15 protein-coding genes and 1 pseudogene are annotated in these 12,368 nt (G+C 65.7%); 15 read left to right on the top strand and 1 reads right to left on the bottom strand.

Annotated features, from left to right (window positions below):
• From A3E77_RS18525 to A3E77_RS18495, 7 genes and pseudogenes are all read left to right on the top strand, one after another.
• Positions 1 to 256: pseudogene (locus tag A3E77_RS18525) on the top strand (SO2930 family diheme c-type cytochrome); the annotation flags it as partial.
• A gap of 133 nt (positions 257 to 389) precedes the next feature.
• Entirely contained in the window at positions 390 to 1,022 is a 633-nt protein-coding gene (maiA, locus tag A3E77_RS18520) for a maleylacetoacetate isomerase (RefSeq protein ID WP_293648847.1), read from the top strand.
• Positions 1,019 to 3,091, top strand: coding sequence for a TonB-dependent receptor (locus A3E77_RS18515; RefSeq protein ID WP_293648844.1), 2,073 nt, complete (start codon positions 1,019 to 1,021; stop codon positions 3,089 to 3,091). The genes maiA and A3E77_RS18515 overlap by 4 nt, the downstream gene beginning before the upstream one ends.
• An 85-nt stretch (positions 3,092 to 3,176) precedes the next feature.
• The gene (locus tag A3E77_RS18510) at positions 3,177 to 3,623 is read left to right on the top strand and encodes a MarR family winged helix-turn-helix transcriptional regulator (protein ID WP_293648841.1); all 447 of its coding nucleotides are present in this window, start codon (positions 3,177 to 3,179) and stop codon (positions 3,621 to 3,623) included.
• Entirely contained in the window at positions 3,616 to 3,897 is a 282-nt protein-coding gene (locus A3E77_RS18505; RefSeq protein WP_293648838.1) for an HPr-rel-A system PqqD family peptide chaperone, read from the top strand. The genes A3E77_RS18510 and A3E77_RS18505 overlap by 8 nt, the downstream gene beginning before the upstream one ends.
• A complete protein-coding gene (locus A3E77_RS18500) occupies positions 3,894 to 4,772 on the top strand; it encodes an HprK-related kinase A (RefSeq protein ID WP_293648836.1) in 879 nt (292 codons plus the stop codon). The genes A3E77_RS18505 and A3E77_RS18500 overlap by 4 nt, the downstream gene beginning before the upstream one ends.
• Entirely contained in the window at positions 4,769 to 5,800 is a 1,032-nt protein-coding gene (locus A3E77_RS18495; protein ID WP_293648834.1) for a nucleotidyltransferase domain-containing protein, read from the top strand. Before A3E77_RS18500 ends, A3E77_RS18495 begins: the two co-directional genes overlap by 4 nt.
• Here the strand turns inward: A3E77_RS18495 and A3E77_RS18490 are convergent.
• Positions 5,797 to 6,459, bottom strand: a complete 663-nt coding sequence (locus A3E77_RS18490; protein ID WP_293648831.1) for an HAD-IA family hydrolase — start codon at positions 6,457 to 6,459, stop codon at positions 5,797 to 5,799. The two genes, A3E77_RS18495 and A3E77_RS18490, sit on opposite strands and share 4 nt — an antisense overlap.
• Positions 6,460 to 6,518: 59 nt before the next feature.
• Here A3E77_RS18490 and glmU point away from each other — a divergent pair, with 59 nt between their 5' ends.
• The 8 genes from glmU to A3E77_RS18450 form a co-directional block, all read left to right on the top strand.
• Positions 6,519 to 7,880, top strand: coding sequence for a bifunctional UDP-N-acetylglucosamine diphosphorylase/glucosamine-1-phosphate N-acetyltransferase GlmU (gene glmU / locus A3E77_RS18485; protein ID WP_293648828.1), 1,362 nt, complete (start codon positions 6,519 to 6,521; stop codon positions 7,878 to 7,880).
• 4 nt (positions 7,881 to 7,884) lie between these two features.
• Entirely contained in the window at positions 7,885 to 8,424 is a 540-nt protein-coding gene (locus A3E77_RS18480) for a GNAT family N-acetyltransferase (protein ID WP_293648825.1), read from the top strand.
• Positions 8,421 to 8,735, top strand: a complete 315-nt coding sequence (locus A3E77_RS18475) for a hypothetical protein (protein ID WP_293648822.1) — start codon at positions 8,421 to 8,423, stop codon at positions 8,733 to 8,735. The genes A3E77_RS18480 and A3E77_RS18475 overlap by 4 nt, the downstream gene beginning before the upstream one ends.
• A gap of 30 nt (positions 8,736 to 8,765) precedes the next feature.
• The gene (locus A3E77_RS18470; RefSeq protein ID WP_293648819.1) at positions 8,766 to 8,990 is read left to right on the top strand and encodes a ribbon-helix-helix domain-containing protein; all 225 of its coding nucleotides are present in this window, start codon (positions 8,766 to 8,768) and stop codon (positions 8,988 to 8,990) included.
• Positions 8,987 to 9,355 carry a PIN domain-containing protein gene (locus tag A3E77_RS18465; RefSeq protein ID WP_293648816.1) on the top strand — a complete coding sequence of 123 codons (369 nt, stop codon included), beginning with the start codon at positions 8,987 to 8,989 and terminating at the stop codon, positions 9,353 to 9,355. Before A3E77_RS18470 ends, A3E77_RS18465 begins: the two co-directional genes overlap by 4 nt.
• Before the next feature lie 15 nt (positions 9,356 to 9,370).
• Positions 9,371 to 11,194, top strand: coding sequence for a glutamine--fructose-6-phosphate transaminase (isomerizing) (gene glmS, locus A3E77_RS18460; protein WP_293648813.1), 1,824 nt, complete (start codon positions 9,371 to 9,373; stop codon positions 11,192 to 11,194).
• Positions 11,195 to 11,216: 22 nt separating this feature from the next.
• Positions 11,217 to 11,876 (top strand): HAD family hydrolase, encoded by a 660-nt coding sequence (locus A3E77_RS18455; RefSeq protein WP_293648811.1) that lies wholly within the window; start codon positions 11,217 to 11,219, stop codon positions 11,874 to 11,876.
• Positions 11,877 to 12,041: 165 nt separating this feature from the next.
• On the top strand, positions 12,042 to 12,368 hold a 327-nt coding region (locus A3E77_RS18450; RefSeq protein WP_293648809.1), incomplete at its 3' end, for a dienelactone hydrolase family protein.

Below are 12,368 nucleotides of genomic sequence, written 5' to 3'. Positions count from 1 at the left end.
CCTGCGCTGGACCGACGATCCCGGGGGAGTGAACTATGGCATCGGCAAGCGCCCGACCGCGGCGGGGCGCGGCAGCGGGGGCATGGATTTTGCGATACAACCCAGCGATCCCGACCACAGCTTCCTGATCTATCGCCTCGAAAGCACCGACCCCGGCATCGCGATGCCCGAGGTCGGGCGCTCGACGGTGCACAAGGAAGGCGCGGCGCTGCTGCGGCAATGGATTGCGGAGATGCCGGAGGATGGTTCGCGCTGACCGCCATTGGGGTTGAACGAACGCCGCCACCCTCATAATCGTCATCCCGGCGAAGGCCGGGATCTCACCGTCGCGACCTGATGCTCCGTCGAGATCCCGACCTTCGCCGGGATGACGATAAAAGGTTCCGTTGATGCCGTCGCTCGTCCTCCACGACTATTTCCGCTCCTCGGCCAGCTTTCGCGTCCGCATCGCGCTCAATCTCAAAGGCCTCGATTATGAGCGGGTCGAGGTCAGTCTTATCGCGGGCGACCAGCGTAGCGACGCATATCTGGAACAGAATGCGCAGGGTTTCGTCCCGATGCTTGTCGTCGATGGCGAGCCGATTATCCAGAGCATGGCGATCATCGACTGGCTCGACCGCGCTTACCCCGAACCGCGGCTGATCCCCGAAGAGGCGATGCCGCGCGCTGTCGCGCTGGCACAGGCACAGGTGATCGCGAGCGATATCCACCCGCTCAACAATCTCCGCGTCCTCAAATATCTGACCCGCGACCTCGGGCTCAACGAACAGACCAAGGACCGCTGGATCGCGACGTGGATCGCGCAGGGGTTCGAGGCGCTGGAGGCGATGGCGGGCGACGGGCGTTATCTGGGCGGCGATACGCCGGGGATCGCCGACTGTTGTCTGGTGCCGCAGATGTACAACGCAAGGCGGTTCGAGGTATCGCTCGATCCCTATCCGCGGCTCGTCGAAATCGACGCCGCGTGCATGGAGCATGAAGCCTTTCGGCGCGCCCACCCCGACGCGGTAAAACCCGCGTGATCCGCCGTATCGCGGGGGTGGCTGCGTCGGCGCTGGTGCTGGCGCTACCGCTACCGGGCGCGGCTATGGCGCAAGAAGGCCAGGACGATCCTGCCGAAGACATGCCGTGCGTTTTCGGTCCACGGCTGCCGCGCGAAGCGATCATCGTCAATGGCAGCGGCCTGTTGAGCCGACCGGCCGGCGATGCGGTGCAGGGCGGCGCTATTCTGACCGACGTCGATCCCGGATTGGGTGCGCGCGTCGAAAATCGCCTTCGCGATGAAGCGGGGCTGGTGCAGTTCCGCCGCTCCGACGGACGCTCGGCGCATCCGACGAGCCAGGGCATCACGCTGCGCGGCTTGGGCGGCAATGCGTCGAGCCGCGCACTGGTGACGCTCGACGGCATTCCGCAGGCCGACCCCTTTGGCGGCTGGGTGGCGTGGAGCGCCTATGACGCGGTCAACCTCGGCGGGATATTGATAAGCCGGGGCGGCGGAAGCGGCGCCGATGGGCCCGGCGCACTCGCGGGCACGATCGGCCTGCATTCGGAAATGACCGACGGCGCCGCCGCCAGTCTTGCCTATGGCAGCCGCGACAGCCTGGATGCGTCGGCATCGCTCGGCACCGATGTGGGCGATGGCGGGCAGGTGACGGTCGACGCGCGCTATGGCCGCGGTGACGGCTTCATCCCGGTGATGACGGGACAGCGCGGGGCGGTCGATCGCGCCGCGCCTTATGAACAGGGTGGCGTTGGTATCCGCCTGCGATTCGACGCCGGGGACGACAGTCAGATCGAAGCGAGCGTGCGCGGCTTTTCGGATCGACGCGATCGCGGCACCGATTTTTCCGCGAGCAGGGTCGACGGGGTCGATGCCAGTGTCCGCTTTCTGCACAAGCCCTGGGGCGAAACGCAGTGGTTGGCGCTTGCCTATGTCCAATTGCGCGATCTGGAGAGCGGTTTCGCCAGCGTCGCGGCAGGGCGAAACAGCGTCGCCCCCGCGCTTTTTCAGCGCGTCCCGGCGACGGGACTCGGCGCGCGCGTTGAGCTGCGCCCCGGTATTGCGGCAGAAAATCCGCTGCGCATCGGCGCCGACTGGCGCCGCACGACCGGCCGCACCGAAGAAGATTTCTTCTTTTCCGCCGGTGTGCCGGGTCGCCACCGCATTGCTGGCGGCAGCAGCGACACCGTTGGCGCCTTTGCCGAATGGACGTCCGGCGACGCCGATGACGGGTTTTTGTGGACGCTGAGCGGCCGCGTCGATCGCTGGTGGCTGGGTGACGGCTATCGTCTCGAACGCAATATCGCTGGCCCCGTGATCACCGACCTGGGTTTTGCCGCGCGGCAGGGCTGGGAACGCAGCGGACGCGCGGGCGTGCGCTGGAGCGTCCATGATGTCGCGCTGCGCGCGGCGGCCTATCGCGGCTGGCGCCTGCCGACGCTCAACGAGCTGTATCGGCCGTTCCGCGTTGGCGCCGAGGTGACGATGGCGAACGAGATGCTGAAGCCCGAACGGCTGTGGGGCGGTGAGGTCGGGATCGACTGGGATCGCGGTGACACGAAGCTGTCGGCGACGCTGTTTGCCAACCATCTGACCAATGCGATCGCCAATGTGACGCTGGCGCCCAACCTCAACCAGCGGCAGAATCTCGACGCGATCGACAGCAAGGGCATCGAGGTCAGCGCCGAGCAGCGGATCGGCCTGGCGACGCTGCGCGCGACCTATACCTTCACCGATGCCGAGGTCGACGCATCGGGCGGTGCGGCCACGCTCGACGGCCGCCGCCCGGCGCAGATCGCCAAACATGGCGGCAGCGTGTCGGTGCGCAGCAATGGCAGCGGACCGTTCGGCGGCTTCGCGACGCTGCGCTACGTCGGCAAGCAGAATGAAGATGACCTGGGGCTGCTCGAACTCGGCGACGCGCTGACGCTCGATGCCGGACTGTCGTGGAGGCTTGCCGAAGCGATCAGCATCGAGGCGCGCGGCGAAAATCTGTTCGATGAGCTGGTTCCCGCGGCGATTTCGGCGGCAGGGATCGTCGAACGCGCCACCCCCCGCACCCTGTGGGTCGGTGCGCGCCTTTCTTTCTGATTTTGCCGCATTCGTCCCTTCACAGGGTCGAAACAGGCGATAGGATGGACAGGCCGGGATTTTGAGCGTGTGGGGGTTACCAAGGATGGCCGCGAAGAAGCTGAATCTCGATAATTTCCTGCCCTATCGCCTGTCCATCGCCTCCAACGCCTTGTCGAGCCGGATCGCCGCCGAATATGAAAATCGCTTCGGTTTGAAGATTCCCGAATGGCGGTTGATGGCGGTGCTTGGCGAAGGCCAGCCGAAAACGCAGCGCGAGCTGGTCGAGGCAACGCGGATGGACAAGGTGACGGTGAACCGTGCCGCCAAGGCGCTGGCGGACCGCCAGTTGATCGCGCGCCAGGCGCATGAGGCCGACGGGCGCTCGCATCATCTCGATCTCACCGAAACCGGGCGCTCGCTCTACGATGCGATCGTGCCCGCCGCGCTGGCAAGCGAAGCGCGGCTCGAATCGAACATCAGCGCGGCCGAGCGCGCGACGCTGATGGCGATCCTCGCAAAACTGACCACCGCCGCGGAAGATTATGGCTGATCGCACCTATCGCGCCGCCCCCGCCGATGCGCTGCGGATCGAACCGCTGGGCGAACTCACCGCAATTTTTGACCGGCGATCGATGCAAACGCACCTCGTTGTGGCGCCGATGCCCCAGATATTGGATGCGATGGGGGCCGATGCCTGCAACGTCGCCGATCTTGCCGCGCGCCTTGCGGCGGCGTTCGATCTCGACGCGGCGGAGGATGCGCGGTCGATCCTTGCCGAGCGGCTGGCCGAACTTGCGACCATGGGGCTGGTGGCGCGCGCGTGAGGCATCAGGCACGCATTGCCGTCGGCCCGGTGCAATTTCGTATCGGCAGCGACTGGCCCGAACCCATTGCGGCGCTTGAACGCCTCTATGCCGACTATCCGCGGGACGATGCGCGCCCCGCCGACGCGACGGTGCGGCTGTTCGCGGCGCGGCCGTGGCGGCGGTGGGTGCGGCCGTCGGTGCATATCGGCGGCGATTTCATTGTCCCCGACGCATTGCCGCTGCCGCTGTCGATGGGATTGCTCGCCGCCGAAATGGGAATGAATTTGCAGGTCGCGCTCGGCTGGCGGCGGCACCTGCTGCTCCACGCGAGCGCCGTCGCGAGGGACGGCCGCGCGCTGATCATGTCGGGCGAATCGGGGTCGGGGAAATCGACGCTGGCGGCGCTGCTGGGTGAGCAGGCGGATGGCGGCGACTGGCGGTTGATGGGCGACGAGTTCACGCTGATCGATCCCGTCGGCGGCGATGCCTTCGCATTTCCGCGCGCGGTCAGCCTGAAGAACCAGGCGATTGCCGAGGTCGCGGCGCGGGTCGATGCGGCGCGGCTTGGCCCGCTGCTTGCGGCAACGCCGAAAGGCGATATTCGGCACCTGGTCCCGCGCGCCGACGCGATTGCCGCGATGCACGAACCTGCGCGCCCCGCGCTGCTGCTTTTCCCGCGCTTCGGAGGCGAGACTTCGGTCGAGCGCATGGGCGAAGGCGAAGCCTTTGTGCGGTTGACCGAGGCATCGACCAATTATGTCGCGCTGGGTGAGGCCGGTTTTGCCGCGCTGACGCGGTTCGTGCGCGAAACCCCGGCGTTCGGCATTTCCTATTCCGACAGCGCCGCAGGTCTTGCACTCGTCGGGCAGCTGTGGGCCGAGGCGGCAAGGTGAGTGCGGTGCAAATCTTCGTCGACCTGCTCGCCGGGCGCCGCGATGCCGCCGCGCTGGCTTCGCGCGACTGGGACGGTGTGATCGGGGTCGCGCGCAGCGAGGCGATGCTCGCGACGCTGGCGCATCGGCTGGAGCGAGCTGCGCTGCCGGCCCCGGTCGCCGCGCTGTTCGCCGATCAGCGCGCCGCGGCCAAAGTGGCGCAGGCGCAGGCATTGTGGGAAGCGGAAATGGCGCGCCGCGCGCTGGCGCCTGCCGGAATCGAGTTCGTGTTGCTGAAGGGCGCGGCCTATGCGGCGGCGGGCATGTCCTGTTCCGAAGGACGGCAGATCGGCGATCTCGACATCCTCGTGCTCGCGAGCGACATCCGCCGGGCCGAAAATGAACTGCTCAACGCCGGGTGGGAATGGGTCAAGTCGGACCCCTATGACGATTTTTACTACCGCGAGCATATGCACGAGCTGCCCCCGCTGATCCACAAGACGCGTGACCGGATGATCGACGTCCACCACACGATCCTGCCGCGCACGCACCGGATTACGCCGGACGCGCTTTTGTTGATGTCGGAAGCCGTTGAGACTTCGTCGGGCTTTCGGGTGCTGAATCCGGCCGCCATGGTGTGTCACTGCGCCGCCCACATGCTGGCCGACGGGGATTTGCAGGGTGGGCTCAGAAATCTGTGGGATCTTCATTGTCTGACGGTGGGTTTTTTGAAGGATGATCCCGATTTTTACCTGACTTTGATCGAAGAGGCGCATCGGCACGGATTGACCAATGTCGTTCGACGAGGCCTTCGCCTTGCGAACAGCCTATATGGCACGCCGCTCCAACCTTATGTCGCGCCCCTGATGTCGAGTTTTGAGCCTGAGCTTGCCGACGATTTCTATATTCGCCGCCTCCTCGCGCGCGACGACTGGGGCCGAGTGACCCGCCCGCTGCTCGAACAGGCCTTCTATATCCGCTCGCATTGGCTGCGCATGCCGCCCGCGATGCTCGCGAAACACCTCTGGACGAAGTGGCGGAAGGGTTAGAGCGCCGCGAGGAGCGGAACCAGCTCGTTGAAATGATCGACCACATGATGGGCGCCGAGTTCGCCGACGGGCCGGTCAAGAAAGCCGAAGCTGACCGCGACGCTCGGCACGCCCGCATTCTTTGCCGCCATGACGTCATAGATGCTGTCGCCGACGAAAACCGTCCGCCCGCCGCCGCATCGCCGGGTCATGGCATGGATCGGTTCGGGCGACGGCTTGCGGACGCCCAGCGTGTCGCCGCCGATAATCACCCCCATGCGGCCCGAAAGGTCGAATTGGCCCAATAGGACGCGCGCCAGATGCTCGGCCTTGTTGGTGACGACAGCGGTGCGCACGCCCAGCGCATCGAGCCGGTCGAGCGCGGCGACCACGCCGGGGAAGAGGCGACTGTGGACCGCGATATGGGCTTCGTAGAAATCGAGCAGTTCGGGATAGAGCCGCTCGACCGCGCCATCGGGCACGCCGCCCGACGCGCGAAGACCTTGTTCGAGCATATGCTTCGCCCCGCGTCCGATCATCGGCCGCACGGCGGCCTCGGCCAGCGGGGCGCGGTCCACCAGTGCCAGCGCGTGATTGACCGCCGCGGTCAGGTCGCCCAGCGTATCGACGAGCGTGCCGTCGAGGTCGAAGCCGACGATCGCGAAAGGAAATCCGTTCATCGGCTGCGCATGGCGCGATGCTCTGGAAACCGCAATGATTTGCTGGCATGGCAGCGCGCATGAGCAATCCCATCGCCGCTATTATCCTTGCCGCGGGCAAGGGCACCCGCATGAAGTCCGACCTGCACAAGGTGCTGCACCCGATCGCCGGGCGACCGATGCTGCTGCACCTGATGGCGAGCGTCGACGAACTGCGCCCCGCACAAAAGGTCGTGGTGGTCGGCGACAAGGCCGACCAGCTCGAAGCCGCGCTGGCAGGCAGCGCCGAGCTTGCGGTGCAGGACCCGCAACTTGGCACCGGCCATGCGGTGCAGCAGGCGGAAGGCGCGCTCGCTGGCTTCGCCGCGGAAAATGAGGCGGGCGACGTGCTGATCCTCTATGGCGACGTGCCCTTCGTCCCTGCCGCGACGATGCAGGCGATGGTCGACCGGCTGAATGCCCCCGATGCCCCCGCCGTCGTCGTGCTCGCGTTCGAGCCTGCCGACGCGCTGCAATATGGCCGGGTGATCGTGGAGGGCGACCGCGTCGTGAAGATGGTCGAGCATAAGGATGCGACCGATGCGGAACGCGCGGTGCGGCTGTGCAATTCGGGGCTGATGGCGGCGAAGGCGCGCGACCTTTTCGGATTGCTGGCGCGCGTCACCGACGACAATGCCGCCAAGGAATTTTACCTGGTCGACATCGTCAATATCGCAAACGCCGACGGGCGGCGCTGCGCGGTCGTGACGACCGATCCCGACGATGTGGCCGGCATCAACAGCCGCGCCGAACTGGCGCGCGCGGAGGCGCAGTGGCAGGTGTTCCGGCGCGAGGAGGCGATGGCGGGCGGCGTGTCGCTGCGCGCACCCGACACGGTTTGGTTCTCGTGGGACACCGAACTCGGCCGCGACGTGACGATCGAGCCCAATGTCTTTTTCGGCCCCGGCGTCAAGGTCGCCGACGGGGTCACGATCCGCGCGAACAGCCATATCGAGGGTGCCGTGATCGGCGCGGGATGCGAAGTCGGCCCCTTCGCGCGGCTGCGTCCCGGCACCATTCTGGGTGAAAAGGCGAAGATCGGCAATTTCGTCGAGACGAAAAAGGCGGTGCTGGGCCAGGGGGCAAAGGCCAATCATCTTACCTACCTGGGCGACGTCAGCGTCGGTGCGGGCGCCAATATCGGCGCGGGCACGATCACCTGCAATTACGACGGCTATTTCAAATATCGGACCGAAATCGGCGAAAACGCGTTCATCGGATCGAACAGCGCGCTGGTCGCGCCGGTCAAGATCGGCCGCGACGCGATCGTCGCTGCGGGCAGCGCGGTGACCCGCGACGTCGCCGACGGCGAACTGCGCCTCGTCCGCGGTGAGCAACTGGTCAAGCCCGGCTGGGCCGACCGCTTCCACGATGCGATGCGCAAGAAGAAGGCCGGAAAATAGCGACATGCCCGTCCCGACGCTGACGACCGATCGGCTTGTCCTGCGCCAGATTCGCGAGGATGATGCCGCGGCGCTGTTTCCCGTTCTGTCCGACCCGAAGGCGATGACCTGGTGGTCGAGCGGGCCGCATGCGTCGCTGGCCGAGACCGCCGACTATGTCAAAGGCAATGCCGCCGAAGGGCAGGGCTTTCATTGCTGGGCGATCACTACCGGGGACGATGTGGCGCTCGGGTGGGTGATCCTCATTGACGGCAAGCCCGACGTGAAAGAGGTCGGCTATATCCTCCATCGCGACTATTGGGGCCGGGGTTTGGCGCGCGAGGCCGTGTCGAAAGTGATCGACCATGGCTTCAGGGATTTGAAACTGCGCCGCATCTTCGCGGACACCGATCCGGAAAATGCCGGCTCGATCGGACTGCTCGAGGGCCTCGGCTTCCAGCGCGAAGGCCATCTGCGCGGCGAATGGGAAACGCATATCGGGATACGCGACGCGCTTATCTATGGGATGCTTCGCGACGAATGGATGATGGAGAAGGCACAATGACCGACCGTTACACCGACAAGCCGTTTCTGCGTTTCGTCGACGCCTGGGTGCTGAAGGCGATCGGCCACCTCGATGCAGCGACCGAGGATTATTGCAAGGCGATGGTGCCGCAGCTCGAACAAAGCTTTGGGGTGCGCGGCAGCTGGGATCGGATCGTCGAACAGCAGATGAAGTTCGGCCCCGAATTGCCGGCGCAGATCCGCAAGATCTGGACCGATGGACAGGCGCGGTTCCAGGCGGGCAACGGCGCGGCGCCCGATCCGCGGCAATTTGCGATGATCTTCGTCGATCGGAATTTTCATCAGGCTTGATTTGATATCATGATATGATATCAAGATGTCATGCGCTTCCTTGCCGACATTCCTGACGATGATATCCAGTGGCTCGATGCGCTGGCGGCGGGGCAGGGTGTTTCGCGCGCCGAGCTTGTCCGGCGCGCGGTGGCCGCCTATCGCGCCGACGTGTCAGGCGACGCGATCGACAATGCCTTCGGCATCTGGCGCGGGCGCGTCGATGTCGGCGACGGGTTGAAATATCAACGCCGCCTTCGGGGCAAGCGCGAATGATCGACGCCCAGTTCGACAGCGATATCTTGATCGACGCGCTCAACGGCATCGACGCCGCGCGCGCCGAAATCCGCCGCGCCGGGCGCAAGAGCATCAGCCGGATCAGCTGGACCGAAGTCATGTCGGCGGCCGACCCGGCCTCGGTGAAGGCGGTCGAGGCCTTTCTCGGCTGTTTTCAGGTCGAAGAGGTCGGCGATGCCGTCGCGCGCCGCGCCGCGGCGCTCCGCGCCGAGCGCAAGGGCTTGACCTTGGCCGATGCATTCGTACTGGCGACCGCGCAAATCAGCGGCCGCATCCTCGTGACTCGCAATATCAAGGTGTTCCCGGCCGCAATGCCGGGTATTCGCGTTCCCTACACGCTCTAACGAAAGCCCAAACCCATGTGCGGAATTATCGGAATCATCGGCAAGGACCAGGTCGCGGACCGGCTGGTCGATGGCCTCAAGCGCATGGAATATCGCGGCTATGATTCGGCGGGGGTGTGCACGGTCGTGGACGGCCAGTTGGTCCGCCGCCGCGCCGAGGGCAAGCTCGGCAACCTTGTGAAGGAGCTTGCGGGGAACCCGGCGCCGGGCACCGTCGGCATCGCGCACACGCGCTGGGCAACGCACGGCGCGCCCACGACGAGCAACGCGCATCCGCACGCGACGGGCGAGGTCGCGCTCGTCCACAACGGGATTATCGAGAATTTCAAGCCGCTGCGCGAGGCGCTGACCGCGCGCGGGCGCCGCTTTGAAAGCGAAACCGACACCGAAGTCGTCGCGCATCTCGTTTCCGAACAGGTCGAGTACGGCCTGTCGCCGCAAGATGCGGTGAAGGCCGTGCTGCCGCAACTCCGCGGCGCTTTTGCGCTTGCCATCGCATTTCGCCAGCACCCGGACCTGCTCATCGGCGCACGCCTCGGTTCGCCGCTTGTCGTCGGATTTGGTGAGGGCGAAACCTATCTCGGTTCCGACGCGCTCGCGCTCGCGCCGCTGACTCAGAAAATTGCCTATCTCGACGAAGGCGACTGGGTCGTCATCACCCGCGAAGGCGCGCAGATCTACGACGCCGAAAACAACCCGGTCACGCGAGAGGTCACGACGTCGGGCGTCACCGCGGCGACAATCGAAAAGGGCAATTACCGCCACTTCATGCAGAAGGAAATTTTCGAGCAGCCGACCGTCGTCGCGCAGACGCTCTCCTCCTACATCCGCCCGCTCGAACAGACCGTCGCGCTGCCGCAGATGGATTTTGACCTGTCGACCGTCGAGCGGATCACCATCGTGGCGTGCGGCACCAGCTTCTATGCCGGCATGGTCGCCAAATATTGGTTCGAGACCTTCGCGCGCGTTCCCGTCGACATCGATGTCGCGTCGGAGTTCCGCTACCGCGACCCGGTGCTGGCGCCCGGCGGGCTTGCGCTCTTCATTTCGCAGTCGGGCGAAACCGCCGACACGCTCGCCGCGCTGCGTCATTGCAAGGCGAACGGCCAGACGATCGCGGTCGTCGTCAACGTGCCGACCAGCAGCATGGCGCGCGAGGCCGACCTGCTGCTGCCGACCCACGCCGGGCCCGAAATCGGCGTCGCGTCGACCAAGGCCTTCACCTGCCAGCTCGCGGTGCTCGCCGCGCTCGCCGCGCACCTTGCGCTCAAGAAGGGCAAGCTCAGCGCCGACGAAGAACGCGAGATCGTGCGGCATCTGATCGAAGCACCAGCCGCCCTCAACGCAGCGCTCGCGCATGACGAGGAAATTTCCAAGATGGCGCACCTCGTCGCCCCGGCGCGCGACGTGCTCTATCTCGGCCGCGGACCCGACTATCCGCTGGCATTGGAAGGCGCGCTCAAGCTGAAGGAAATCTCTTACATCCACGCCGAAGGCTATGCCTCGGGCGAGATGAAGCACGGCCCGATCGCGCTGATCGACGAGGCGGTGCCGGTGATCGTCCTCGCGCCGTCGGGGCCGCTGTTTGAAAAGACCGTGAGCAACATGCAGGAAGTCATGGCGCGCGGCGGCAAGGTCGTGCTGATTTCGGACGCCGAGGGCCTTGCAGAAGCCGGTGAGGGCTGCATGGCGACGATCGAGATGCCCAAAGTCCACCCGCTGATCGCGCCTTTGGTCTATGCCGTGCCGGTGCAGCTGCTGGCTTATCACGTAGCGGTCGCAAAGGGCACCGACGTTGACCAGCCGCGCAACCTGGCGAAATCGGTGACGGTGGAGTGATCCTGACATCGTCGATGCCCGGATGATCCCCGCCGCCATCATCTTCGATTTCGACGGCGTGATCGCCGATAGCGAGGTGCGTGCGAACCGGACGCTGGCGGAAAGCCTGACCGCAATCGGATTGCCGACGACCTATGAGGAATGTCTGCGCGATTATTGCGGCCACAATTGGCAGGAAACCGAACGGCGGATCGTCGCGCGTCTTGGGCGATCGTTGCCGACCGATTTTCGCGCACAGCATCGCGCGCGGGCGCGCGAGAGATTCGCCGAGGGTTTTTCGCCGGTGCCCGGCGCGCCGGCGTTTCTCGATCGGTTGGGGACGCTGCCGCGCGCCATCGCGTCGTCGAGCAGCCCCGATTATATTGCGATGTCGCTCGACCGTTTCGGGTTGGCGCACCATTTCGGCGGGCATGTCTATAGCGCCGACGGCTGGGATCGCGGCAAGCCCTTTCCCGACATCTACCTGGCCGCCGCGAAGGGGTTGGGCGTCGAGCCTGCGCAGTGCCTGGCGATCGAAGATTCGCCGATCGGGGCAGCCGCCGCCATCTCGGCGGGCATGATCGTCGTCGGCTTTTGCGGCGCCGGGCATATCGTCGACCGCGCGGCGCACGGCGATATGCTTCGCCGGGTCGGAGTGCATCATGTGGCGCTGAGATTTGAGGAGGTGGCTGCCCTCGCCTGACGAAGGAAAGGAATGGTGAGCGGTTGAAAAACCACTGTTCTATAAGGGTCGGCTCGACTAGCCTTGCTTCCGGTTCGATCCCGATGACGGGACGGAACATGCGATCGCGAACGAAGTTACGCAGTTTTCCGCGACTTTCCGAAATCATCCCCAAGGAGAGAAACGATGTGCACCGACAACACCGAAGCCGATCTCGACCGGGCGGGCATGGCCGTCGGGCGGCGCAGCTTTGCCGCGCTCGCCGGGGGCGGGGCGCTGGCCGCGGCGCTGCCCGCGCGCGCGCTTGCGGGCAAGCCCGTCAAGGGCCGTGACGTCACGATCAAGACGGCCGACGGCAGCTGCGACGCCTATTTCGTCGCGCCCGCGACCGGCCAGCATCCGGCGGTGCTGGTGTGGCCCGACATTCGCGGATTGCGCCCGGCCTTTCGCCAGATGGCCGACCGGCTGGCGGGCGAGGGCTATGCGGTGCTGACCGTGAACCCCTTTTACCGC

It is taken from the genome of Sphingopyxis sp. RIFCSPHIGHO2_12_FULL_65_19, assembly GCF_001830555.1.
In the GTDB taxonomy this organism is placed as follows: domain Bacteria; phylum Pseudomonadota; class Alphaproteobacteria; order Sphingomonadales; family Sphingomonadaceae; genus Sphingopyxis.
This window is presented reverse-complemented; position numbering and strand designations above follow the sequence as displayed.